We start from the raw sequence: 24,070 nt of genomic DNA on the forward strand, positions 1-24,070 counted from the left end.
GGATGCAGAGGTGACTCACATGTCGAGCATGTCGAGCGGCGAGACGGCGATTCCCCGGCCGTCGAACTACATCGCGGACGCCTGGAGCGACTGCGAGACGGTCCCGGGGGAGTGGAACGTCGACCCCAACACCCGGGAACCGGTGCACCCCATGGTCACGACCGGACCGGAAGACCTCGAACGGGCGCTGCGGCACGCCGAGCGCGTGTACAACGCCGGCCGGTGGGACGACGAGGCCCGCCACGAGCGGGCGGACGTGCTCGAACGCGTCGCCGTGCTGATCGAGGGCCGGGCCGAGGACATCGCCCGCACGGACTCCCTGACCAGCGGCGTGCCGATCGGCGTCACGCGGAAGGTGGCGGCCTTCCTGCCCGCCAGGATCCGGGCGACGGCGGCGGAACTGCTGGACATCCCGCGCGTACGGGCCCTGGAGGCAAACGGCCGCGACGTCCGGTTGTACAAGGTCCCGTGGGGGCCGGCCGCGATCCTCACCCCGTGGAACGGCCCGAGCTTCATCCCCGCGGCGAAGGTCGTGAGCGCGGTCGCGGCGGGCTGCCCGGTGATCCTGAAGCCCTCGGAGCACGCCCCGGGCAGCGCGCAGATCATCGTCGAGTGCTTCGTCGAGGCCGGACTGCCCGCCGGCGCCCTGCAGCTCGTGCACGGCCGGGGCGACGTGGGCGCCGCGCTGACCGGTGACCCGCGTGTCAAGATCGTCTCGTTCACCGGCGGACCGGCCGCCGGCCGTGCGATCGCCCGCGCCGCGGCCGAGGACTTCAAGGTCCTCCAGCTGGAGCTCGGCGGCAACAACCCCGCGCTCGTCCTGGACGACGCGGACGTCGAGGTCGCGGCCGCAGGGATCTTCGAGGGCATGACCAAGCTGAACGGCCAGTGGTGCGAGGGGCCGGGCAAGGTGCTCGCCCACCGGAGCCTGGTGGGGCCGCTGCTCGAAGCGCTGACCGAGCGCATCTCCAAGGTCGTGGTCGGTCACTCGCTCGACGAGAACGTCGAGCTCGGCCCGATCTCGAACGCGCCGCACTTCACGACGCTGGAGAGCCGGATCGAGGGACTGCGCGCCCTGGGGGCCACCGTCCACCGGCCGGCCCGGCTGCCGGACCTCGGCGGATTCTTCCTCTCCCCGACCGTCGCCACCGGGGCCGACCCGGCGAAGGCCACCGCGGAGCTGTTCGGCCCGCTCGTGTCCCTGCACACCGTCGACTCCGACGAGGAGGCGCTGCGCATCGCGAACGCCCACCCGTCGGGACTCGACGCGTACGTCTTCGGCGGCGACGTCGAGCGGGCGATCGACGTCGGCGCGCGGGTGCTGTCCGGCGAGGTGCGCGTCAACGGCGCGAAGATCGCGGACCTCGGCGACGACTCCGCGCAGAGCTTCTGGGGACCGGCCGGCATCGGAGGTCACGGCCCGGCCGAGTCGGTGCGGGTGTTCTGCGGCGACCGGGTGGTCGGCGTCGACTCGCCGGACCTTCCGCTCTGAGACGCGTCGCCCGATGACCGAACCCACCGCCGCTGGAGCACCCCCATGCTGAACCTCTCCATCCTCCTCGAAGACTCCGCCCGCGCGTACCCGGACCGGGACGCCCTCGTCCTCGGTCCGAACCGGCTGACCTACCGTCAGGTCGACGCGGCGGCGAACCAGGTCGCCAACCTGCTGGTGTCCCGCGGGATCCGGCCCGGCGACAAGGTCGCACTGAGCTGTCCCAACATCCCCTGGTTCCCGATCGTCTACTACGGCGTCCTGAAGGCAGGGGCGGTCGTGGTGCCGCTGAACGTCCTGCTCAAGGCCCGCGAGATCGCCTACCACCTCGACGACGCGGACGTCTCGGCGTACTTCTGCTTCGAGGGAACTCCCGAGCTGGCCATGGCCGCAGAGGGCCATGCCGGACACCGCGAGGTCAAGGCGGTGGAGCACTTCTTCGTCATCACCACCGACCCGGGAGCCCCTGGTCCCGTCGACGGAGCCGAGACGCTCGGCCAGGCCCTCGCCGGGATGAGCACCGCGTTCGAGTCGGTGGTCAGGGAGCCGACCGACACCGCGGTCATCCTGTACACCTCGGGAACGACCGGCCGGCCCAAGGGCGCCGAACTCTCCCACGCCAACACGATGATGAACGTGATGGCCAACAACCGGCTGTTCCGCAGCGAACCGGCCGCCGACAGCCAGTTGGTGTGCCTTCCGCTGTTCCACACCTTCGGCGCGACGGTGCAGATGCACGCCGGCTTCTCGGTCGCCGCGACGCTGCACCTCGTGCCGCGCTTCGCCGCCCGGGAGGTCGTCGAGCTGATGGACCGCGAGGTCATCACGTTCTTCGCCGGCGTCCCCACCATGTGGTGGGGGCTGCTCAACGCGCTGACCGACGACATCGACGTCCGCCGGATCGCCGCGAACCTGAGGATCGGCATCTCCGGCGGGGCCGCCCTGCCGGTCGAGATCATCAACCAGGTCGAGCAGCGCCTCGGCGTCACCGTGCTCGAAGGGTACGGGCTGTCCGAGACCTCGCCCGTCGCCACGTTCAGCGATCCCCGGCTCGACGCCCGGCCGGGCTCGATCGGCGTCCCGATCTGGGGCGTGGAGCTGAAGTTGATCCGGCCGGACTGGACGGAGGTCACCGAGGCCGGGGAGGTCGGCGAGATCGCCGTCAGGGGCCACAACGTCATGAAGGGCTACTACAACCGCCCGGACGCGACGGCCGAGGTGATCCGCGCCGGATGGTTCCGCACCGGAGACCTCGCACGACGCGACGAGGACGGCTTCTACTACATCGTCGACCGGGTCAAGGACCTCATCATCCGCGGCGGTTTCAACGTCTACCCCCGCGAGATCGAGGAGGTGCTGCTCACCCATCCCGCGGTGAGTCTGGCAGCGGTCATCGGTGTCCCGCACGACAGCCACGGCGAGGAGATCAAGGCTTTCGTGATCCTCGAGAAGGACGCCGTCGTCACCGGCGAGGAGCTCGTCGCCTGGGGCAGGGAGCAGATGGCCGCCTACAAGTACCCCCGCGTCGTTGAGGTCGTACCGAGCCTGCCCATGACCAGCACCGGAAAGATCCTCAAGCGCGAGCTGAGCTGAGCAGAGCCGGAACGGCGCCCCCGCCGCGTACGAAGCGAAACGAGGAACAGAGAGATGAAGACGGACGACGTCGAGTACACCACCTTCAGCGGGTGGGTCGACCCGCCCACCGATGTCCGGCCCGCCCTGGGGGACGACATCAGGTGCGAGGTCGCGGTCGTCGGCGGTGGCCTGGGGGGCATGTCGACGGCGCTGCGGCTGGCCGGGCGCGGCCGGGACGTGGTGCTGCTGGAGGCCGAGTTCTGCGGGCACGGCTCCGCCTCGCGCAACGCCGGGCAGGTGGCCGGCGCACCGGGGGGCGACATGCAACTCCTGAGCCTGCTCCACCCCAGGAGGTTTCCCGGCATCGTCCGGATGGCCGAGAACTCCGCGCACTTCCTGGAGCGGCTGATCGAACGGCTGGGCATCGACTGCGACTACGAGCCGACGGGCAACGTCTGTGCCGCCGTGTCCCGGGGGCAGATGGGCCGCGTGCGCCGCGTGACGAGGCTCCTGAGGAAGGCCGGCGCGAAGGTCGAGCTGGGCACGAGCGCGGAGCTCGGCATCCCCCGCGGATTCCTCGGCGGCATGCGCGAGTCGGTCGGCGGGATGATGAACCCCGGAAAGTTCAGCCTGGGGCTCCGCCGCGCCGTTCTCGCGTCAGGCGCCCGGGTCTTCGAGCGGACGCGCGTCACCGACGTCACGCGGAGCGGCGATCAGGTCGTCATCACGACGCCCGGGGGCCGGGTGCGCGCGAACAGGATCGTGCTCGCCACGAACGCCTTCGGCGGCGAGCTGGCCATCACTCCGAAGCGGCTCTCCGTGCCGATCTGGGTCAGCGAGGTGGAGACCGAGCCGATCGATCCCGCGCGCCTTGAGGCGCTTGGGTGGACCAGCCGGTCGGGGGTGGTCACCCAGCACAACATCATGGAGAACTACCGGCTGACCTCGCGCAACACCATCGTGTTCGGAGTCCGCCGGCTCCAGCGGGGGAGAAGCCACCCGCTTCCCCGGAAGGGGCCGGACGAGGCCGTCGTCGCCGACCTCGCACGCGCCTTCGCCAGGCGCTTCCCCGCGCTCGCCGACGTCACGGCCGCGCGCGCCTGGGGCGGATGGGTCGCCATCACCCCGTCGTGGCTGCCGGTCGCCGGAAAGGTCGGCGAGAACGTCTTCTACTCGATCGCCTGCAACGGCCACGGCCTGGCCCAGGCGCCCTACGTCGGCTCCCTCATCGCCGACCTGATCGTGGACGGGGAGCAGCACGAGGACCTGAAGGCGGTCTGGGTGAACAAGTCCCGGTTCCCGCGTCCTTTGATGATGGGCGCTCCGGGGCTGCGGACCATCTGGACCGTCGACCGGTTCAACGACCTGATCAACGGAAGCCGGCGGAACGCCCGGCGCGGCGCGACCCCGGTGAACTGACCGCGGTCCAGCGAGCCTTCGACGGCAGAGAGACAAGAGGAGTGGTGAGTCATGGCTGTAGAGCAGCATGGGGCAGAGGAGACCCGCGACGTCGTGGTCGTCGGTGCGGGAATGTCGGGCCTGATGGCGGCCACGACCCTCGCCGGCAAGGCCGACGTCGTCGTGCTCGAGGCGGAGGGCCGGCCGGGCGGACGCGTCGAGACGGTCCGGAAGGGCGACTACTGGGTCAACGTCGGGACCCAGTTCACCGAGGGGACCGGTCCTTTGATCGACGCTCTCCACCGGCATGGCATCGAGATGGGTTCCCTGGCCGGCACGAGCGTGGGCCTCGTCCTCAACGACGTACTGGTGGACACGTCCAGCGTGTCCGCCCTCATGTTCCGTACGCGGATGAGTGTCATGGACCGGGTCGGCATGGCGATGGTCGGTGCCCGCATCCTCGCCGCGGCCCCGTTCCTGGAGTCGGACAGCCGCCTGGCGCAGAAGGTGCGGGCCAGGCTCGACGGGCGTCGCGCCTCCGACCTCCTGCGCGGTGTCCGCTCCGAGTTGACCCGGGCCGTGGTCCGGTCCTGGTCGGGTCAGTGGATGGGGTGCGAGCCGGAGGAGACCGCGGCGACCCAGCTCGTGGTGTCCATCGGCCTCGCGCTGGCGGACCCGGCGAAGGTGCCGAACTTCGCCCTTCCGGTCGGTGGCAACCAGACCCTGACCGACATCCTCGCCGCGGACCTCGGCGAACGCCTCCGCCTCGACTCGCCCGTCCGGTCCGTGGAGCGGTGCGGAGACGGGGTCGTCGTGACCTACCTCGACGCGGGCCGCCCGGCGCGGATACGCGCGAAGCGCGCCATCGTCACGGTTCCCGGCGACATCGCGTCGCAGATCCTTCCGGAACTCCCGCAGACGCACCACAGGGCGTTCGACGACATCCGCTACGGCCGGTATGTGATCGTCGGCTTCTTCACCGAGGAGGAGGGGCCTCAGCCCTGGGACGGGCTCCTCGCCGTGTCCACGCCGCAGCTCTCCTTCCAGGCGGTGTTCAACCACGCCGCCGCCCTGCGCAAGAACGGCCCGCGCAAGCCGGGCGGTGCGCTGGCGTGCTTCGCCGGAGGCGCCTCGGCCGACGCCCTGTTCGAGCTCTCCGACGAAGAGATCGTCGCCCGGTTCTCCCGGGACCTGCTCTCGGTCTACCCCCAGCTCGAAGGGAAGCTCGGGGAGGGGATCGTGCGACGCCACCCTCGTGTGGTGCCGTTCTGGGCGCCCCGGGGGCGCGAGTCGCTGCCGACGCTGCGCGACGCCCTCGGACCGATCCACCTGGCCGGCGACTACCAGCTCGACATGCCGTCACTCGCCGACGCGGCGACGTCGGGCGAGAAGACGGCGAAGGCGGTCCTCTCGAGCCTGGGCCGCTGACCGCGCCGCCGAGCGGTTCAGCGGGCGCCCGACTCTGGCCGAGTTGCGCTGACGACGCGGCGGCCGGCGGCCCGCGCGGAGTCAGGCGTCCGGGTGGAGGGTCGCCGCCGCCGTGAGGGTGAGCTCCAGGGCGAAGGGGTAACCGCTGTGGCGCATGTCGGCGGCCAGCAGCGGGTACGTGGCGGCGATGTTCGGGTGGGTCTCCGCCGGCAGACGGCCGTAGGCGGCGTGCCAGACCCGGGCGTCCGCCTCGGCCGCGGCCTTGGGGAGGGCGGCAGCGGCGGCGTCCTGGGCGGCGAAGGCGAGGGCCTGGTCGACGAAGGCGTGGTAGATCCGGACGGCCAGGTCGTCGGGGAACCCGCCGTCGCGCAGGATGCCGAGGATCCGCTCGACCGCACGGGTCTCGTGCGGACGGCCGGTGGTGCGGTGGGCGGCGAGCAGGGCTGCCTGCGGCTGGGCCAGGTACGCGGCGTGGATGCGCAGGCCCATCGCCCGCAGGTCCTCCCGCCAGTCCCCGGACGCCCGCCAGCCCTCCTGGGCGCGGCCGATCATCTCGTCCGCCAGGGCCAGGAGCAGCGCGTCGGTGTTGCGGAAGTAGCGGTACAGGGCGCTGGGGTCGGCGCCCAGGGCGGCGCCCAGTCGCCGCACCGACAGGGCGTCCGCGCCGTGCTCGGCGACCAGGCGCAGCGCCGTGTCGACGATGAGGCGTTCGGACAGGACGGCGCCCTGCTTGGTCGGCCGGCGCCGGCGCCGGCTGCCTTCGGGTACCACGCGATCGGACATGGCCGGGACCTTACGACAACACCATTGACCTGTAAACGGCCCGCGGGCTTCCATGTCGCCCGTCAGTCGTCCGCGCCGCTCCGGCGCGCCGTACGCAAGGGAGCCGTCGTATGCCCCACGCCGATCTGGTCTTCACCCGGGGTCCCGTCCTCACCATGGACTCCGCCCGGACGCGGGCGAGTTCGCTCGCGGTCACCGGCGAGCGGATCGCGGCCGTCGGCCATGACGAGGTGCGCGAGCTGATCGGGCCGCGCACCGAGGTCGTGGACCTCACCGGCAAGCTGCTGCTGCCCGGCTTCCAGGACGCGCACATCCACGCGGTGGGCGGCGGGAGCGAGCTCGCGCAGTGCGATCTGACCGGGGTCCTCGACGCCGGGACGTGCCTGGAGCGGATCCGCGCCTACGCCGAGGCGCACCCGGAGCGGGAGTGGATCACGGGCGGCGGCTGGTCGCTGGAGACCTTCGCCGGCGGGCTGCCGACCCGTCGGCTGCTCGACTCCGTCGTACCGGACCGGCCGGTGCTGCTGGCCAACCGGGACCACCACGGCGCCTGGGTCAACACCCGGGCCCTGGAGCTCGCCGGGATCACCGCCGCCACCCCGGACCCGGCCGACGGGCGCATCGAGCGCGAGCCGGACGGCACCCCGAGCGGCATGCTCCAGGAGGGCGCGACCGGACTGGTCTCCCGCCACGTGCCGCCGAGCACGGTGGAGGACCGGCTCGCGGGACTGCTCCGGGCGCAGCGGCTGCTGCACTCGCTGGGCGTCACGGGCTGGCAGGACGCGCTGCTCGGCTCGTTCAACGGGATGCCCGACCCCTCCGACGCGTACCGGACGGCGGCGAAGGACGGTTCGCTGACCGCCCGGGTGACCGGGGCGCTGTGGTGGGACCGGGAGCGGGGCGCCGAGCAGATTCCCGAACTCGTGGCGAAACGTGAGGAGTTGAGCCATGGCCGGTTTCGGGCGGGCTCGGTCAAGATCATGCAGGACGGCATCGCGGAGAACTTCACGGCCGGCATGACCGCCCCGTACCTGGACGGATGCGGCTGCGCCACCGCCAACTCCGGCCTCAGCTTCGTCGACCCGGACGCGCTGCGCGGCTACGTCGCCGCGCTCGACGCGCTGGACTTCCAGGTCCACTTCCACGCGCTCGGCGACCGCGCCGTACGGGAGGCGCTGGACGCGGTCGAGGCCGCCGTGGCCGCCAACGGGCGGCGCGGCAACCGTCACCACCTGGCCCACCTCCAGGTGGTCCACCCCGACGACCTGCCGCGCTTCGCGGCGCTCGGCGCCGTCGCCAACATCCAGCCGCTGTGGGCCGCGCACGAGCCGCAGATGGACGAGCTGACCATCCCGTTCCTGGGGCCCGAACGCGCCGCCCTGCAGTACCCGTTCGGCGGCCTGCTGCGCGCCGGGGCCACGCTCGCCGCCGGCAGCGACTGGCCCGTCTCCAGCCCCGACCCGCTCGCCGGCCTGCACGTCGCCGTCAACCGCCGGGAGCCGGGGACCGCGGACGAGCGGGTGTTCCTGCCGGAGCAGCGCATCGACCTGCCGTCGGCCCTCGCCGCCTACACCGCCGGCACGGCGCACGTGAACGGCCACGACGACGCCGGCAGCCTGCGGCCGGGGAACCTGGCCGACCTGGTGGTCCTCGACCGCGACATCCTCGCCGCACCGCCGGAGGAGATCGCCGACGCGCGCGTGGAACGCACCTACGTGGGCGGCGTGCTCGTCCACGGCGCCTGAGCGCGCCCTTCCGAGCGGGGCACCTTCCCGCGTCCGTACCCCCGCTCCATCCCCCAGCACCCGTCACGACACCCGTAAAGGGGTGGGTTTGCATGCACATATCCAGACTCGGCGCGTCGGCCTGTGTCGCCGCCCTCGCGCTCTCCCTCACCGCCTGCTCCGGCGCCACCCGGCCCCCGGCCGGTACCACCGGCGGCGCCGGCCACGAGGTGACCCCGACCTCGCCCGCCGCCCGCGGGCCGCTGGACTCGTTCACCTGGTCCCTGTACGCCGAGCCGTACACCCTCGACTACGCCCTCGCGTACGACTACCCGCCCAACACCGTGCTCGCCAACGTCTGCGAGCAACTGCTCCGGGTCACCCCGGACCTGAGGATCGAGCCCGGACTCGCCGAGAAGTGGGCGCAGCCCGACGCCCGCACCCTCGTCTACACCCTGCGGTCCGGCGTCACCTTCCACGACGGCACCACCCTGACCGCCGACGACGTCGTCGCCTCCCTGAAGCGCCAGCAGGACCCGGCCACCGGCTCCCCGTGGGGATCGGCCTTCAAGAACGTCGCCGCGATCGAGAAGACCGGACCGCTGGAGGTGACGATCCGCCTCACCAAGCCCGACGTCCTCTTCCACGAGCTGCTGGCCGCCTCGCCCGGCACCGTCGTGAGCGCCGCCTCGCTCACCAAGGCCGGCAAGGACTACGGCACCCCCAAGGGCGAGCTGAACTGCACCGGGCCCTTCGCCCTCGACCGCTGGACCCAGGGCGACAGCATCACGCTCAAGAAGCACCCCGCGTACTGGGACAAGTCCCTCGCCCCGAAGTCCGCGGCCGTGAGGTTCACCTTCGTCGAGGACGCCGCCGCCCGCGCCAACGCCTTCCTCTCCGGCACCGCCGACGGCGGCTACATGGTGCCCTCCTCGTCACTCGCCCAACTGCGCACCAGTGGCAAGGGCACCGTCCTCTTCGGTCCCAACACCGCCGCCGCGAACCTCGCCGTCCTCGACTTCCACGGCACCCTCGGCGACCTCCGGGTCCGCAAGGCCCTGTCCCTGTCCCTTGACCGCGAGAACATCGTCAACGCGGCTGCGGGCGGCGTCGGTTCGCCCGCCAAGGCCCCCGCCGCACGCGGCGCCTGGGCCCTCGCCCCGGAGCGGACCGCCGCCCTGTACGACACGCTGCCCGAGCCCGCGTACGACATCGCGCAGGCGAAGAAGCTCGTCCGGGAAGCGGGCGCCATCGGCCGCACCGTCACCCTCGCGACCAGCTCCCTCGCCCCCGAGATCAGCGTCGTCGCCAACGCCGTACAGGCCGCCGGCCGCAGAATCGGGCTCGACGTGAAGCTGAAGCCCGTCTCCGCCGAGGCGTACAGCAGCATCTTCGTCGACCCGAACGCCCGCAAGGGCCTCGACCTGGTCATCACCAACGGCTACGACAACACGCCCGACCCGCTGGAGTTCTACCAGTACCTGCGCACCGGCGACTTCGGGAACTACGGCAACTGGTCCGACCCCGCTTTCGACGCCGCCTTCGACCGCGCCAACGCCGAACCCGACCCCGCGAAGCGGGCCGGCCTCACCGCCGAGCTGCAGCGGATCGCCCTGGCCGAACTCCCCGTCGTCCCGGTGTACGAGGCGCCCTACTCGGTCTTCCTCGGCAAGCGCATCACCGGCGCACCCACCGGCATCGCCCAGCTCTACTACCCCTGGGCCGCGACGATCGGGGCCGCACAGAGATGACCCGCCACCTCGTCGGACGGCTCCTCGGCCTGGTCGCCGTGCTGTTCGTGACCTCCGTCGTCGTCTTCGGCGCCGTGCACCTCGCGCCCGGCGACCCCGTGACGTTCCTGCTGCACGGCCGGCCCGCGACGCCCGAGGCCGTGTCCGCGCTGCGCGCCGAGCACCACCTCGACGACCCCCTCGCGGTGCAGTACGCCAAGTGGCTCGGCGGCGTCCTCGGCGGTGACCTCGGGCGCTCCGCCCAGTACCACCAGGACGTCACCGCGCTCCTCGGCTCACGGCTCCCCGGCACCGCGCTCCTCGTCGGCTACGCGGCCCTGCTCGTCGCCGTCCTCGGCGTGGGCGCCGGGATCCTGGCCGCGCTGCGCCCCGGCGCCCTCGACCGGGCCGTGCTCATCGGCACCGGCGTGGCCACCGCCACCCCGTCCTTCGTCACCGCCATCGCCCTCGTCTCGTTCTTCTCCGTGCAGCTCGGCTGGTTCCCCGGGCCCGGCGGCGGAGCCGCGGAAGGGCTCGGCGCCCGGCTGCACCAGCTGACCCTGCCGGCGCTCGCCCTCGCGCTCACCTTCGCCGGGCTGCTCGCCCGGGTCACCCGCTCCGCGATGCTCGACGAACTCGGCCGCGAGCACGTCGAGGTGGCCCGCGCCCGCGGCGTCGCCGAAGCGGCCGTGGTCCGCCGGCACGTGCTGCGCAACGCTCTCGGCCCGGTCGTCACCGTCGGCGGCACCATGCTCGCCGGACTGCTCATCAGCACCGCGATCGTGGAGACCGCCTTCGACGTGCCCGGCCTCGGCTCGCTGCTCGTCCAGTCCGTCACCGCCCAGGACTTCGCCGTCGTCCAGGCGGTCACGCTGCTCAGCGTGGCGGCCTTCGTCCTCGTCAATCTCGCGGTCGACCTGCTGGCCCCGCTGATCGACCCCCGTCTCGCCCCCGGGGAGGGCGCCCCATGACCACCACCCCGCTCGCCGCGGAGCCGTACCGCCGGCCGGGTCTGCGCGGACTGCGACTCCTCGGCCAGGGACCCCTGTTCACGGCCTCCGTCGCGGTGCTCGCCCTGCTCGTCCTGGTCGCCGTCCTCGCGCCCGTCCTCGCGCCGTACGACCCCGAGGCGCTCGACCTGTCCGCGAGTCTCGTCGGCACCACCGGCGACCACCTGCTCGGCACCGACCAGTCCGGGCGTGACGTCCTGTCCCGGCTGCTCCACGGCGCCCGCACCGGGCTCCTCGGACCGCTGCTCGTCGTCGCCGTGTCCACCCTGCTCGGCACCCTGATCGGGGTGGTCGCGGCCTGGCGCGGCGGCTGGGCCGACGCGTTCCTGTCCCGCTCGATGGACCTCGTCTTCGCGATCCCCGGGCTGATGCTCGCGATCCTGCTCGTGGCGGTCGTCGGCACCGGCATGACCGCGCCCGTGATCGCGATGTCCGTCGCGTACACCCCGTACGTGGGCCGGCTCGTCCGCGGCATCGCCCGGCAGGAGAAGGCACGGCCGTACATCGAGGCGTACGTGGTGCAGGGCTGGTCCGGGTGGACCGTCTGCGCGCGGCACCTGCTGCCGAACATCGCGCCGACCGTCCTGGCCCAGTCCGCGATGAACTTCGGCTATGCCCTGATGGACCTGGCGGCGCTGTCCTTCCTCGGCTTCGGGGTGCAGCCGCCCGCCGCCGACTGGGGCGCCATGATCAACGAGGGCCAGGCGGCCGTGCTCCAGGGCGCGATGCTGCCGGCGCTCGCGCCCTCCGCGTGCATCGTGCTCGCCGTGGTGGCGTTCGGCATCGTCGGCGAGGGGCTCGCCGACCGGATCGCGAAGCGGGAACGGTGAACGGCATGACGCGCTCTTCGACGCCGCCGGTCCTCGAGATCGACGCCTTGGGCGTGCGGCTGCCCGACGACCGGGCCGCCCGGCCCGTCCTGGACGGGGTGAGCCTGACGGTCCGCCCGGGGGAGACGGTGGGCCTGGTCGGCGAGTCCGGCTCCGGGAAGTCGGTGGCCTGCCGCAGCATCCTGGGCCTGCTGCCGGGCGGGGCACGGACGAGCGGCGCGGTACGGGTCTCCGGGCGGGACGTCCTCGCCATGAGGCGCACGGAGCTGACCGCGCTGCGGTCACGCGAGGTGGCGATGGTCCACCAGGACCCGCGCGCCTCCCTCAACCCCCTGCGGCGCGTCGGCGACTACCTCACCGAGGGGCTGCGGGCCTCCGGCACGCCCGCCGCGCGGGCCGCCGACCTGGCTCGGGAACTCCTCGACGCGGTCGGCATCCATGACCCGCGCGGGGCGCTGCGGCGGTATCCGCACCAGTTCTCCGGCGGGATGCTCCAGCGGGTCGTCATCGCCGCCGCCCTCGCCGCCGAACCGGCGCTGCTGGTCGCCGACGAGCCGACCACCGCGCTCGACGTCACCACACAGGCCGAGGTTCTCGCGCTCCTGGGCCGGCTACGGGCCGAACGCGGCACCGGCATGCTGTTCGTCACCCACGACCTGGAGCTCGCGGCGGCCGTCTGCGACCGGGTGTACGTGATGTACGCGGGCCGGATCGTCGAGAGCCGTTCGGCCGACGAACTCTTCGACGCCCCCCGCCACCCGTACACGGCGGGCCTGCTCGCCTGCACCCCGCGGCTCGAGGCGGGCGCGGCGCCGCCGCGGCCGATCCCCGGCCGGCCGGTCTCCCTCGCGGAGGCCCCGCCGGGCTGTGCGTTCGCCGCGCGCTGCGCGCACGCGGTGGCCCGCTGCACGCAGGAGAAGCCCGAACTGGCGCCGCACGGCGCGGGACTGGCCGCATGCCACCGCGCAGAGGAAGGACTGGAGCCGTGAACGAGGGACTGACGGTGGAGGGTCTGCGCAAGCGGTACGGCCCCCACACGGCCGTGGACGGCGTGTCGTTCACGCTGCCGCCGGGAGGCTCGCTGGCGCTCGTGGGGGAGTCCGGCAGCGGCAAGACGACGACGGCCCGCATGCTCGTGGGCCTGGAACGGGCGGACGCCGGAACGGTCCGCCTCGACGGCCGGGACCGCTCCGCCCGTGCCCGGGGCCGGGCCGAACGGCTCGCGCGGGCCCGGGAGATCCAGATGGTCTTCCAGGACCCGTACCTGTCCCTCGACCCGCGGGTGACGGTGAGCGGCTGCCTGGACGAGGTGCTCCGCCTGCACACGGACCTGGACGGCGCCGGGCGCCGGGCCCGCGCCGCCGAACTCCTCGACCGCGTCGGCCTCGGGTCCCGCGAGGCGTCGGCCCTGCCGCGCGGGCTGTCCGGCGGCCAGCGCCAACGGGTCGCGATCGCCCGCGCGTTGGCGGTGGAGCCGCGCGTGCTGGTCCTGGACGAGGCGGTCGCCGCGCTCGACGTGTCGATCCAGGCCCAGATCCTCGACCTGCTCCGCGAGATCCGCCGCGAGGCGGGCGTCGGCTACCTGTTCGTCACCCACGACCTGGCGGTCGTCCGGCACATCGCCGACGAGGTCCTGGTCCTGCGCTCGGGCCGCATCCAGGAGCACGGCCCGGTGAACCGCGTCCTGGACGCCCCCCGACACCCGTACACCCGACTCCTGTTGGACTCCGTCCCGAGACGGGGGTGGCGCCCGGTGGGGTGAGGGGCGAGGGACGGGGCCGTCGGCCCCGTCTCACTCCGCCCCGTCGGGCAGGGGCAGTTCGCACCAGATGACCTTGCCCTCCGGGGTGTAGCGGGTGCCCCAGCGGTGGGCGAGCTGGGCGACCAGGAAGATGCCGCGGCCGCCCTCGTCCATGGTGGCGGCCCAGCGCAGGTGGGGGGCGGTGCTGCTGCCGTCGTAGACCTCGCAGAAGAGGCTGGTGTCGCGCAGGAGGCGGACCCGGACCGGTGCGGTGCCGTAGCGGAGGGCGTTGGTGATCAGTTCGCTCAGGATCAGCTCGGTGTCGAAGGCCAGCTCGTCGAGGCCCCACTCGGACAGCCGCCGGGCGCAGGCGGAGCGGATCCGGCCCACCGCGGACGGGTCCATCGGGACGTCCCACTCCGCGACCTGGTCCGGTGCGAGGCGGCCGGTCCTGGCCACCAGCAGGGCCACGTCGTCCGCCGGGTGCGGGGCCGGCAGCGCCCGCGCGGCGGCCCGGCAGGTCTCCTCCGGGCTGCGCTGCCCGTCGCCGGCCAGCGCGGAGCGCAGCCGCTCCAGACCCCGGTCGACGTCCCGCTCACGCGTCTCGACCAGGCCGTCGGTGAACAGCACCAGGTGCGCGCCCTCCTCCAGTTTGAGCTCGGTGCTCTCGAAGGGGCGGCCGCCGACGCCCAGCGGCGGCGCCAGCGCCGTCTCGGGGTACTCGACCGCGCCGTCGGGCGTCACGAGCGCGGGCCCGAGATGGCCCGCGCGGGCGAGGGTGCAGATCCCGGAGACCGGGTCGTACACCGCGTACGCGCAGGTCGAGCCGGTGATCTGGTATCCGCCGCACTCCTCGTCGGTCTGCGTGACCAGCTCGTCGAGCCGGCCCATCATCTCGTCCGGCGGCAGGTCGAGCGCCGCGAACGTGCGGATGGCGGTGCGCAGCCGGCCCATGGCGACGGCCGCGTGGATGCCGTGGCCGACGACGTCGCCGACGACCAGGGCGGTGCGGAAGCCGGGCAGGGGGATCACGTCGTACCAGTCTCCGCCGACTCCGGCCTGGGCCGGCAGGTAGCGGTGCGCCACCTCCAGTGCGGTCCGCCGGGGCACGATGCGCGGCAGCAGGCTGTGCTGCAGGGCCTCGGCGGTGCCGTGTTCCCGGGTGAAGCGGCGCGCGTTGTCGACGGAGACGGCGGCGCGGGCGGCCAGCTCCTCGGCGAGCAGCAGGTCCTCGTGCTCGTACGGCGTGCCGCTCTCCGGCGACCGCCGGAACTCCACGAGCCCCAGCACCCCGTCGCGTACCCGCAGCGGCGCCACGATCGCCGCGTGCGGCCCGCCGGCCAGTACCGCCCGGCCGTCGTCCAGGCTCCGGGCCTGCGGCGACTCCTCGGTCACCACGAACACGCCGCCCACCGCCGCGGGCCCCGCCGGGCCGGGCTCCCCGCGCAGCGCGGTGCGCCGCAGCAGGCGGTCGGGCGCGGCGGGCTCGTCGCCGCGGGTGACGGCGTCGACCAGGTCGACCGTGACCGCGTCGGCGAACCGGCCGAGCGCCACCTCGGCCAGCTCCTCGCAGGTGCGGGTCATGTCCAGGGTGTCGCCGATCCGCATCCCGGCCTCGTACAGCAGCCGGCGGCGCCGTCCCGCGGCCTCGACCCGGCCGGCCAGCTCGTGCAGCTCGGTCGAGTCGCGCAGGGTGACCACACTGGTGGGCAGGCCGCCGAAGGGCGCGGTGGGCCGTTTGTTCACGGCCAGCATGCGGTCGCCGGCCTGGTGGATGCCGTCGGTCACCTCGTCGGGCGAGGACAGCAGCGCGGCCGTGGCCGGGTCGAGCTCCAGCTCGGCCAGCGGCCGCTGCTCGACGTCGGCCGGCAGGCCGAGGAGTCGGCGGGCCTCGTCGTTGGCGAGCATCACCCGCCCGTCGCCGCCGACGATCACCACGCCCTCGCGGACCGCGTGGAGGACGGCGTCGTGGTGCTCGTACATCCGGCCGAGCTCGGTGGGGCCGAGGCCCCGCGTCTGCCGCCGCAGCCGCCGCCCCGCAAACCCGGTCGCCACGACGGCCAGCGTCACGGCGGCCGCCGCGCCGCCGAGCAGCACGCGCAGATCGGCGCCGATGACGGATTCGACCGTCGCGACGGCGATGTTGACGGAGACGACGCCCTTGGGCGTGCCGTCCGCCGCGAACACCGGCACGGCCGTCGCGATCGAGTGGAAGTCGGGCTCCCGCAGCTCGAAGGTGACCGTGCGCCCCTCGCGGAGCCGCGGCATCACCTGCTCGGCGACGTGCGCCGGCGGGGTGTACGGGCGGCCCACGTACCCGGGGTGCGGCGAGGTGAGCTGGACGGAGTCGGCCGAGAACACGACCACGGAGTCCACCCCGGTCGCCTTCCGCACCGCCTCGGCCCGCGGCTGCAGCGCCGCGGCCGGGTCCCTGGCGTCCAGCGCCGGGACCAGGCCCGGAGCCTGCGCGAAGGACTCGGCGACGCCCCGGGTGACCCGCTTGGCGTCGTTCACGGTGCTGGACCGGGCCTGGAGCACCAGCGCGGTCACTCCGGCGGCCACGAGCAGCACCACGATGACGAACTCGACCATGAGCGTCCGGCCGGCCACGCTGCGTGGATCCAGCAGCGCCCGGACGCCGGTACGCCTGCGGCCCCCGTGGCTGGTGTGGGCGCGTGACCGCACCCGAAGACGCTCGAACACAGATCCACCGTGCCGCGAGCGCGCGATGATGGGGACGGAGAAACTACGTATTCGACTACGTATTCTCGAATTGTCGGAACAAGAACGGTTTGATTCCCAACCGATCGGTTCAGGAGGCGGGACACCGGGTGACTGCAGCCAGCGTGCGGGGGAAGGCCGGGAACCTGCCGGCCGACGTCACCAGTTTCGTCGGCCGGCGGCGTGAGATCACCGAGGCGCTGCGGCTGCTCTCCTCGTCCCGGCTGCTGACCCTCACCGGCCCCGGCGGCGTCGGCAAGACGCGCCTCGCGCTCCGGGTGGCGGAACGCGCCCGCCGGAGCTTCCGCGACGGCGTCTGGCTGGTCGAGCTCGCCGACCTCAGCGACCCGTCCCTGCTCGCCCACACCACCGCCGAGCGGCTCGGCCTGCGGGCCGAGCCCTCCCGCGACCGCGTCGACCTCGTCATCGACCACCTCGCCCCCCGCGAGGCGCTGCTCATCCTGGACAACTGCGAGCACCTGGTCGACCAGTGCGCGGCCTTCGCCGCCGCCCTGCTGCCCGCCTGCCCCCGGCTCACCGTCCTGGCGACCAGCCGGCAGTCCCTCGGCGTCTACGGCGAGAACACGCTGCTCGTGCCCCCGCTGCCGGTGCCCGACCCCGACCGGGCGCTCTCGGCCGCGGAGCTGACCCACTACGACGCGGTGACCCTGTTCGTCGACCGGGCACGGGCCGTCCTGCCCGGCTTCGAGGTTGCGGACGGCGCCTCGCCCGAGGTCCTGGCCCGGCTCTGCCGCGATCTCGACGGGATCCCGCTGGCCATCGAGCTGGCGGCCGTCTGGCTGCGCACCCTCTCCCTCGGCCGGCTCGAGGAGCGGCTCTCCGAGCGATACCGGCTGCTCACCACGGGCCCGCGCAGCGCGCCGACCCGGCAGCGGACGCTGCGCGCGTTGATCGACTGGAGCCACGAGCTGTGCTCCCGGCCCGAGCAACTGCTGTGGGCCCGGGCCTCGGTCTTCGCCGGCGGCTTCGACCTGGCCGCCGTCGAGCACGTGGGCGCCGGCGACGGGGTCAGTCCCGAGGAGATCCCCGACCTGGTGCACTCCCTGGTCGACAAGTCGGTCCTGATCCGGGAGGAGCACCGTGGCGAGGTCCGCTACCGGATGCTGGAGACCCTGCGCGAGTACGGACTGGAACGACTCGCGGAGGCCGGCGAGGAGACGGCCTCACGGCTCCGGCACCGCGACTGGTACGCCGACCTCATCGAGCGCTTCGACGCGGAGTGGATCGGCCCCGGCCAGGAGGCGTGGCTGGACCGCCTGGAGCACGAGCACGCCAACCTTCGCGCCGCCCTCGCCCACTGCCTGGCCCGGCCCGGCGAAGCCGTCGTCGCGCTGCGCATGGCCACCGGCATCGACGAGTACTGGAGCATCCGCGGCCTCAACACCGAGGCCCGCTACTGGCTCGGCCAGGCGCTCGCAGCCGCCCCGGAACCCGGCCGGGAACGGATCTCCGCCCTCTGCCTCAACGCCTGGTACGCACTGCTGCAGAGCGACGCCGCGTCCGCCCGGCCGCTCCTCGACGAGGCGGAGGCGCTGCTGGAAACGGCCGGCGGCCGCGGCCAGGCAGCGTTCGTCGCGCACGTACGGGGCATGGCGGCCCTGTTCGCCGGCGACCTGGACCGGGCGGCCGAGCTGCTGGACACGGCGCTGGCCGGCTTCCGTGCCGGACGCCCCCGCGGCGAGCTCTTCGCGCTGTCCATGCTGGGCCTGGCCGAGGGCCTGCGCGGCGCCCGCGCGCGGGGCCTGGAGCGCATCGAGGAGTGCCTGACCCTGGCGGACGAGCGCGGCGAGGCGTACTGGCGGTCCTGGGCGCTGTGGTCCCTCGCCTTCCTGGAGCTCGACCACGACCTGGGCCGCGCGGAGGCGGCGGCCAAGGAGGCGCTGGCCGTCCACGGCCGGATGGAGAGCCGGCTCGGTACCGCCTTCCTCGTCGACCTGCTCGGCTGGGTGAGCGCGCGGCAGGGCCGCGAGGTCCGTGCCGCGACCCTCTTCGGCGCGGCCGCCGCGGTCTGGCACCCGATGGGCACCAGCCTCGACGGCTTCGCCCCGATGGCCGCCGTCCACCACGAGCACCTCGCCCGGGTCCGGGCCGCCCTCGGCGACGAGCGGTACGACTCGGCCTTCCGGCACGGCAACGGGATGACCGCGCGCAGCGCGGTCGAGTTCGCCCTGGAGGACCGCGAGAAGCCGGCGCGCCGGGCGCCGCGGCACACCGACGACGAGACCCCGCTGACGCCGAGGGAGCGCCAGGTCGCGGCCCTGCTCGCCGAGGGGCTCTCCAACAAGGAGATCGCCGCCCGTCTCGTGGTGTCCACCCGAACGGCCGAGACCCATGTCGACCACATCCTGAGCAAGCTCGGCTTCACCTCCCGCGCCCAGGTCGCGGCCTGGGCCGCCGCCCACGACCTCACCCCGCCCGCCGACGCCTGAACCCCTCGGGGGCGTCGCGAAAAACGCTTGGACGGCGGGGCGCGCGCTACGGGACACTCCGGTTTCTCACCGCTGGTACCACAACAGAGGGTTGGGTTGTAAATGTCTGAATCAAGCGAGGGCTTACCGAGCAGCGGCTCGGTTCTCCTCGCCCTCCGCTACTACGGGCGCGAACTGGTCCGCATGCGATGGCTGGCCCTGCCGGCCCTGCTGCTGCCCGCGCTCGGCAACGTCGGCATCGCCTACGTGGCCCCGCTCGTCGTCGCCAAGCTCGTCGGCCGGCTCGCCGGCGGCGGGGGCACCGGGATCGACGAGATGCTCCCGTACGTCCTCGGCTTCGCCGGCGTGCTGCTGGCCGGCGAGGCGCTGTGGCGCATCGGGCTGCACTGCCTGAACCGCGTCGACGCCCGTGGCATCGAGAACCTGTACATCATCGGCATGGACGAACTGTTCGCCAAGGACGCGGCGTTCTTCCACGACAACTTCGCGGGCTCGCTGACCAAGCGGGTCCTCAGCTTCGCCTCCCGCTTCGAGGAGTTCGTCGACACCCTGACGTTCTCCCTGATGGGCAGCCTCGTCCCGCTGGCGTTCGCCTCGGTGGTGCTGTGGCAGTACGACCCGCTGCTCGTCCTGGGCCTGCTGCTGCTCATCGTGGTCACGGCCGTGGTCGTGACCCCGCTGATCCGCCGCCGGCAGGCGCTGGTCGCCGAGCGGGAGAAGGCGATCGCCCGGGTGTCGGGGCATGTGGCCGACAGCCTCATGAACATGGACACCGTCCGCTCGTTCGCCGCCGAGGACCGCGAGGCGGCCGAACACCGCTCCCGCGTGGCCGAGTCGCGCCGGCTCACCCTGCGGTCATGGGACTACGGCAATCTGCGCATCGACACCGTCGTCGCGCCGATGTCCGTGCTCACCAATGTGCTGGGCCTGGTGCTCGCGCTGTCCCTCGGCGCGGGGCAGCACGGCGTGGAGGCGGTCATCGTGGCCTTCACGTACTACGCCAACGCCACCCGGATCATGTTCGAGTTCAACCAGATCTACCGGCGCCTGGAGAGCTCGATGACGGAGGCCGCGCAGTTCACCGAACTGCTCGTGGACCCGCCGACCGTCGTCGACCCGCCGACGCCCGAGCCGCTCGACTCCCGGTCGGCCCAGGTGCGCTTCGACAAGGTGGTGTTCACGCACGGGGGCGCCGCGCGGCCGCTGTTCGACGGACTCGACCTGGACGTGCCCAGCGGCTCGAAGCTCGGTCTGGTCGGCCGCTCCGGCGGCGGCAAGACCACGCTGACCCGGCTGCTGCTGCGGATGACCGACGTCGGCGGCGGCCGGATCCTGATCGGCGGTCAGGACATCAGCAGGCTGCGCCAGGCGGAGCTGCGCAGTCTGATCGCGTACGTGCCGCAGGACCCGGCGATGTTCCACCGGACCCTGAGGGAGAACATCGCGTTCGCCCGGCCGGGCGCGACGGACGAGGAGATCCGGCGGGCCGCGGAGGCGGCGCACGTCACCGAGTTCGTCGACTCGCTGCCCGAGGGCTTCGACACCATGGTCGGCGAGCGGGGCGTGAAGCTGTCCGGCGGTCAGCGCCAGCGGGTGGCCCTGGCCCGGGCGATCCTGCGGGACGCGCCGATCCTGCTGCTCGACGAGGCCACCAGCGCGCTGGACTCGGAGAGCGAGATCCTCGTCCAGGACGCGCTGTGGCGGCTGATGGAGGGGCGGACCGCGCTCGTGGTGGCCCACCGGCTGAGCACGGTCGCCACGATGGACCGGCTGGTCGTCCTCGACCGGGGGCGGATCGTCGAGCAGGGCACGCACAAGGAACTGCTCGCCGTGGACGGGGCGTACGCGAAGCTCTGGCAGCACCAGTCGGGCGGCTTCTTCGACGACACGGCGGCGGGTGCCGTAGCCGAGAAGGAGGTGTTAGGTTAGCCTTACCTAAGTCATCTCGCCCTGTGAGGAGTCGCCGTGAGTGCTGCCCCCGATACCGCGCCGTCCGAGCCGACCGCCGCCGAGCGGGTCCGCTCCGTGCTGGCCCAGGCGGAGTCACTCTCCCTCACCACGCAGGGACAGAGCTACGACCTGATCGGGATGCTCTCCGTCGGCCCCAAGGGCCGGATCTCCCTCCACCCGCCGGCCGACAGCCCGCTGGCGGCCGGGATCGCCACCGCACCCTTCGGTGGCCTGGCCGCCCTGCTCGACTTCACCGACATCGCCCCGACCGCGATGCGCGACCGGGTCCGGAGCCGGGTGACGATCTCCGGCTGGCTCACCCGGGCCGAACCGGACGCTCCCGGCGGACCGGTCCGGCTCGACGTCGCCCGGGTCACCCTGCACACCGCGGCCGGGTCGCTGGACGTCGGGCTCGACGCGTTCACGCTCGCCGAGCCCGACGCCCTCGCCGTCGAGGAGGCCGCGATGCTGACGCATCTCGCCGATGCCCACGAGGACCTGGTCGCCGAACTGCTCCTGCTCGCCGGCCCGCAGGTCCCGTCCGGCGTCCTGAAGGTCGCCCCGCTCGCCGTCGACCGGCACGGCCTCACGCTGCGCTGCGAGTACGAGCGCGGCCACTGCGACCTGCGGTTCCTGTTCACCGCCCCGGTCCGCGACGGCGCCGAGGCCGGCGAACAGATCCGGCGGCTGCTCACCGGCCGCCGCTGCCCGCACCGGCACGACGCGGACGCCGGCGTCAACTAGCGCCCGTCCGGCGAACCGGCCCCTCCGGCGGACCGGCCCCTTCCCGAGGACCGGCCCCTCCGGCGGACCGGCCCCTTCCCGCGGCTCACGGCGGCGGATGCTCCGGCGGCTCCTCGTACGGGTCCGTGCCGGGATCCAGCTGGGTCAGCATCAGGGCGAACCGGTTGCACAGCCGGCTGAGCTCGTCGTGGGTCCGGTTGCGCTCGGTGATCACGGCCGCCAGCAGCAGCGCGGTCAGGGCCGTCGTCCCGTTGAACGCCTGCAGCGTGACCATCGTGGCGAACAGGTCCTCGTCGTCGAACGGCCCGGCACCGCTCGCGGCGGCCATGATCGCCAGGATCGAGACCGCCAGCGCGCACGGAGCCGCCCCCTCCAGCCGGAAGCGGAACGCGGCCCAGATCAGGCACGGGGAGACGAGGAAGAGCAGGCTGGAGTGCGCCGTACGGGTGGCGAGCAGCGTGACGAGCAGCGTCCCGGCCGCCAGCGCCGCCGCCTCCAGCCACCGGGCCGGTGACGCCCGCACCGGCCACCGGATCCTGCGCAGCACCAGCAGGAACGGAGTGACCACGAGCACCCCCATCGCGTCGCCCGTCCACCACACCGACCAGGTCGACCAGAAGTCCCCGGCGTCGACGGCCCCGGACAGCACCAGCGCCCCGGTGCCGATCGTCGAGCTGATCAGCATGCCGGCCAGGGCCCCCAGGAAGATCAGCGCCAGCACGTCCCGCAGCCGGTCCAGCTCCGGTCTGAAGCGGGCGCGGCGCAGCAGGAACAGCGCGCCCAGCGGGGCCAGGGTGTTGCCCGCCGCGATGGCGAGGACCGCGAGCACCGACGGGCCGAGGGTCACGTTCACCAGGAACGCGCCGAGCGCGATGCCGGGCCAGACCCGCGCCCCGAACACCAGCAGCGCCGCCAGCGCGAGGCCGGTCGGCGGCCACAGCGGCGTGACCTGTTCGCGCACGAGCTGCTGGAGCAGCCCGATCCGGGCTGCTCCGTAGTACGTGGCGGCGACGGCGAGCACGAGCACGACCTCGAAGCCGTGGCCGGCGAGAATGCGCCGTGCGCCGCCGGATCGGCGACGACCCTGTTCCGCGCTCCGCACGACAGCAGTCTGCGCTCCCGCCCGGGGACCGGCGACCTCAGCCGCCGTCGGCCGGGCCGTCGTAGCGGACGACGAGGACGGCCGCGTCGTCACGGTGGCCGGTCAGATCCGCCACCTTCACGACCGCGGACGCGAGCACGTCGGGATCGGCGTCGAAGCCGCGCCGCACCAGCTTCGCCACCTCCGCCAGCCCCGCCTCCATCGGGTACTGCGGGCCCTCCACCACCCCGTCGGTGAGCAGCACCAGCACCCCGGCCTCGTTCAGCCGCCGGTGGGTCACCGGGTACGTCTCGCCCGAGGCGATGCCCAGCGGCGGCCCGCCGCTGTCGAGCGCCACGCCGTAGCCGCCGCCGGCCGTCGCCCAGACCATCGGCACGTGGCCGGCGCGGGAGACCGTAAGATCCCGGGTCACCGGGTCGAAGCGCAGGAAGCAGCAGGTCGCGAAGAGGTCGCAGCCCATGGCGATCAGCAGGTCGTTGGCGCGGCTCAGCACCTCCCGGGTGTCGGACGTCGCCTGCGCGATCGCGCGCAGGCTGGTGCGCACCTGCCCCATGAAGGCGATCGCCTCCACGTCGTGGCCCTGCACGTCACCGATCGCGAGCCCCAGCGAGCCGTCGCTCATCACGAACGCGTCGTACCAGTCGCCGCCGACGTCCAGTCCGTCCTTCGACGGCGTGTACCGGGCGGCCAGGTGCAGGCCCGGCAGCCGCGGCAGGCCGGGCGGGAGCATGTGGCGCTGCAGCGCCATGGCCAGTTCGACCCTGGCCCGCTGGTACTTGATCCGGTCCAGGGCCTGATCGACGAGCTGCCCGAGCGCGACCAGGAGCTCCTGTGCGTTCTCGGGCGGCTCGGGACGGTGGTGTCCGCGCATCACGGGCTCCGGGTTCTCCCGCCGGCCCCCCACCTCACATTAGCCCGCGCGGGCGGGATCGGGGGCGCGGGCCTACGGTGGTCGGAGAGGCGGCGGCAGGCCGTCGCCCGCATGCGAGGAGGCGGCGATGGAGCAGCACTTTGTCTGGGTCACGACGCGCCGTATCCGGCCGGGCAGCCTGGCCGACTTCGAGCGGGCCTGGCGGCCGGGGATCCATCCGGACGGACTGCTGCACGCGTTCGCGTACTGGTCCGAGGACGGCCAGGAGATCACCGGCGTCTCGGTCTGGGACTCCCAGGACGCCTGCGAGGGCTGGCGTGCCTCCGACGCGGAACGGGAGCGGCGCGAGGTGATGGCCCCGTACGTCGTGGAGGAGAGCGAAGGCTTCTACCGCGGCGGCCGGCTCACGATCCCGGGCGGCTGACTCACGGTCCCGGGCGGCGGAGGCAGACCGGTGCCGCGCGCCGGACGGCGTGCGGGGCGTGACCCGTGGCGGCCGGCGTGCGCCGGGTGATCGGCGC

18 protein-coding genes are annotated in these 24,070 nt (G+C 73.4%); 14 read left to right on the forward strand and 4 right to left on the reverse strand.

Annotated features, from left to right (window positions below):
- Nucleotides 1-19 precede the first annotated feature (19 nt).
- Genes ABZO31_RS28830 through ABZO31_RS28845 form a run of 4 tightly spaced genes read left to right on the forward strand, consistent with a single transcriptional unit; the run spans nucleotide 20 to nucleotide 5,893 of the window.
- Nucleotides 20-1,492: an aldehyde dehydrogenase family protein gene (locus tag ABZO31_RS28830; protein ID WP_406864234.1), complete on the forward strand. Its 1,473-nt coding sequence runs from the start codon at nucleotides 20-22 to the stop codon at nucleotides 1,490-1,492.
- Nucleotides 1,493-1,537: 45 nt separating this feature from the next.
- Entirely contained in the window at nucleotides 1,538-3,085 is a 1,548-nt protein-coding gene (locus ABZO31_RS28835; protein WP_406864235.1) for a long-chain-fatty-acid--CoA ligase, read from the forward strand.
- A gap of 54 nt (nucleotides 3,086-3,139) precedes the next feature.
- The gene (locus ABZO31_RS28840; protein WP_406864236.1) at nucleotides 3,140-4,486 is read left to right on the forward strand and encodes an NAD(P)/FAD-dependent oxidoreductase; all 1,347 of its coding nucleotides are present in this window, start codon (nucleotides 3,140-3,142) and stop codon (nucleotides 4,484-4,486) included.
- Nucleotides 4,487-4,537: 51 nt separating this feature from the next.
- Nucleotides 4,538-5,893 carry a flavin monoamine oxidase family protein gene (locus ABZO31_RS28845; RefSeq protein ID WP_406864237.1) on the forward strand — a complete coding sequence of 452 codons (1,356 nt, stop codon included), beginning with the start codon at nucleotides 4,538-4,540 and terminating at the stop codon, nucleotides 5,891-5,893.
- An 81-nt stretch (nucleotides 5,894-5,974) separates the two neighbouring features.
- Here ABZO31_RS28845 and ABZO31_RS28850 read toward each other — a convergent pair whose 3' ends face one another.
- Nucleotides 5,975-6,676 (reverse strand): TetR/AcrR family transcriptional regulator, encoded by a 702-nt coding sequence (locus ABZO31_RS28850; protein WP_406864238.1) that lies wholly within the window; start codon nucleotides 6,674-6,676, stop codon nucleotides 5,975-5,977.
- A 110-nt stretch (nucleotides 6,677-6,786) separates the two neighbouring features.
- Between ABZO31_RS28850 and ABZO31_RS28855 the strand changes: the two genes are divergently transcribed.
- From ABZO31_RS28855 to ABZO31_RS28880, 6 genes are all read left to right on the forward strand, one after another.
- Nucleotides 6,787-8,421: an amidohydrolase gene (locus tag ABZO31_RS28855; RefSeq protein ID WP_406864239.1), complete on the forward strand. Its 1,635-nt coding sequence runs from the start codon at nucleotides 6,787-6,789 to the stop codon at nucleotides 8,419-8,421.
- A gap of 92 nt (nucleotides 8,422-8,513) precedes the next feature.
- Entirely contained in the window at nucleotides 8,514-10,151 is a 1,638-nt protein-coding gene (locus ABZO31_RS28860; RefSeq protein ID WP_406864240.1) for an ABC transporter substrate-binding protein, read from the forward strand.
- Nucleotides 10,148-11,101, forward strand: coding sequence for an ABC transporter permease (locus ABZO31_RS28865; protein ID WP_406864241.1), 954 nt, complete (start codon nucleotides 10,148-10,150; stop codon nucleotides 11,099-11,101). Before ABZO31_RS28860 ends, ABZO31_RS28865 begins: the two co-directional genes overlap by 4 nt.
- A complete protein-coding gene (locus ABZO31_RS28870) occupies nucleotides 11,098-11,970 on the forward strand; it encodes an ABC transporter permease (RefSeq protein WP_406864242.1) in 873 nt (290 codons plus the stop codon). The genes ABZO31_RS28865 and ABZO31_RS28870 overlap by 4 nt, the downstream gene beginning before the upstream one ends.
- A 5-nt stretch (nucleotides 11,971-11,975) precedes the next feature.
- Nucleotides 11,976-12,959: an ABC transporter ATP-binding protein gene (locus tag ABZO31_RS28875; RefSeq protein ID WP_406864243.1), complete on the forward strand. Its 984-nt coding sequence runs from the start codon at nucleotides 11,976-11,978 to the stop codon at nucleotides 12,957-12,959.
- A complete protein-coding gene (locus ABZO31_RS28880) occupies nucleotides 12,926-13,732 on the forward strand; it encodes an ABC transporter ATP-binding protein (protein WP_406864244.1) in 807 nt (268 codons plus the stop codon). The genes ABZO31_RS28875 and ABZO31_RS28880 overlap by 34 nt, the downstream gene beginning before the upstream one ends.
- 30 nt (nucleotides 13,733-13,762) lie before the next feature.
- On the opposite strand, the gene ABZO31_RS28885 is transcribed toward ABZO31_RS28880, so the two are convergent.
- A complete protein-coding gene (locus ABZO31_RS28885; protein ID WP_406864245.1) occupies nucleotides 13,763-16,414 on the reverse strand; it encodes a SpoIIE family protein phosphatase in 2,652 nt (883 codons plus the stop codon).
- Between the two features lie 128 nt (nucleotides 16,415-16,542).
- On the opposite strand from ABZO31_RS28885, the gene ABZO31_RS28890 reads away from it, so the two are divergent.
- From ABZO31_RS28890 to ABZO31_RS28900, 3 genes are all read left to right on the forward strand, one after another.
- Nucleotides 16,543-18,882, forward strand: a complete 2,340-nt coding sequence (locus tag ABZO31_RS28890; RefSeq protein WP_406864246.1) for an ATP-binding protein — start codon at nucleotides 16,543-16,545, stop codon at nucleotides 18,880-18,882.
- Nucleotides 18,883-18,984: 102 nt separating this feature from the next.
- Nucleotides 18,985-20,811 carry an ABC transporter ATP-binding protein gene (locus ABZO31_RS28895; protein WP_406864247.1) on the forward strand — a complete coding sequence of 609 codons (1,827 nt, stop codon included), beginning with the start codon at nucleotides 18,985-18,987 and terminating at the stop codon, nucleotides 20,809-20,811.
- Between the two features lie 36 nt (nucleotides 20,812-20,847).
- Nucleotides 20,848-21,576 carry a DUF2470 domain-containing protein gene (locus tag ABZO31_RS28900; RefSeq protein ID WP_406864248.1) on the forward strand — a complete coding sequence of 243 codons (729 nt, stop codon included), beginning with the start codon at nucleotides 20,848-20,850 and terminating at the stop codon, nucleotides 21,574-21,576.
- A gap of 85 nt (nucleotides 21,577-21,661) precedes the next feature.
- Here ABZO31_RS28900 and ABZO31_RS28905 read toward each other — a convergent pair whose 3' ends face one another.
- Entirely contained in the window at nucleotides 21,662-22,678 is a 1,017-nt protein-coding gene (locus ABZO31_RS28905) for an MASE1 domain-containing protein (protein ID WP_406864249.1), read from the reverse strand.
- A gap of 37 nt (nucleotides 22,679-22,715) precedes the next feature.
- Nucleotides 22,716-23,549, reverse strand: a complete 834-nt coding sequence (locus ABZO31_RS28910) for a PP2C family protein-serine/threonine phosphatase (RefSeq protein ID WP_406864250.1) — start codon at nucleotides 23,547-23,549, stop codon at nucleotides 22,716-22,718.
- 127 nt (nucleotides 23,550-23,676) lie between these two features.
- On the opposite strand from ABZO31_RS28910, the gene ABZO31_RS28915 reads away from it, so the two are divergent.
- Nucleotides 23,677-23,973 carry an antibiotic biosynthesis monooxygenase gene (locus ABZO31_RS28915; RefSeq protein WP_406864251.1) on the forward strand — a complete coding sequence of 99 codons (297 nt, stop codon included), beginning with the start codon at nucleotides 23,677-23,679 and terminating at the stop codon, nucleotides 23,971-23,973.
- Nucleotides 23,974-24,070 lie beyond the last annotated feature (97 nt).

The organism is Streptomyces solicamelliae, from assembly GCF_045348655.1.
Taxonomy (GTDB): Bacteria; Actinomycetota; Actinomycetes; order Streptomycetales; family Streptomycetaceae; genus Streptomyces; species Streptomyces solicamelliae.

Coding starts and splice junctions, on each gene's coding strand:
- ABZO31_RS28830 (WP_406864234.1), top strand. CDS start 20: ATGTCGAGCATGTCGAGCGGCGAGACGGCGATTCCCCGGCCGTCGAAC.
- ABZO31_RS28835 (WP_406864235.1), top strand. CDS start 1,538: ATGCTGAACCTCTCCATCCTCCTCGAAGACTCCGCCCGCGCGTACCCG.
- ABZO31_RS28840 (WP_406864236.1), top strand. CDS start 3,140: ATGAAGACGGACGACGTCGAGTACACCACCTTCAGCGGGTGGGTCGAC.
- ABZO31_RS28845 (WP_406864237.1), top strand. CDS start 4,538: ATGGCTGTAGAGCAGCATGGGGCAGAGGAGACCCGCGACGTCGTGGTC.
- ABZO31_RS28850 (WP_406864238.1), bottom strand. CDS start 6,676: ATGTCCGATCGCGTGGTACCCGAAGGCAGCCGGCGCCGGCGCCGGCCG.
- ABZO31_RS28855 (WP_406864239.1), top strand. CDS start 6,787: ATGCCCCACGCCGATCTGGTCTTCACCCGGGGTCCCGTCCTCACCATG.
- ABZO31_RS28860 (WP_406864240.1), top strand. CDS start 8,514: ATGCACATATCCAGACTCGGCGCGTCGGCCTGTGTCGCCGCCCTCGCG.
- ABZO31_RS28865 (WP_406864241.1), top strand. CDS start 10,148: ATGACCCGCCACCTCGTCGGACGGCTCCTCGGCCTGGTCGCCGTGCTG.
- ABZO31_RS28870 (WP_406864242.1), top strand. CDS start 11,098: ATGACCACCACCCCGCTCGCCGCGGAGCCGTACCGCCGGCCGGGTCTG.
- ABZO31_RS28875 (WP_406864243.1), top strand. CDS start 11,976: ATGACGCGCTCTTCGACGCCGCCGGTCCTCGAGATCGACGCCTTGGGC.
- ABZO31_RS28880 (WP_406864244.1), top strand. CDS start 12,926: ATGCCACCGCGCAGAGGAAGGACTGGAGCCGTGAACGAGGGACTGACG.
- ABZO31_RS28895 (WP_406864247.1), top strand. CDS start 18,985: ATGTCTGAATCAAGCGAGGGCTTACCGAGCAGCGGCTCGGTTCTCCTC.
- ABZO31_RS28910 (WP_406864250.1), bottom strand. CDS start 23,549: ATGCGCGGACACCACCGTCCCGAGCCGCCCGAGAACGCACAGGAGCTC.
- ABZO31_RS28915 (WP_406864251.1), top strand. CDS start 23,677: ATGGAGCAGCACTTTGTCTGGGTCACGACGCGCCGTATCCGGCCGGGC.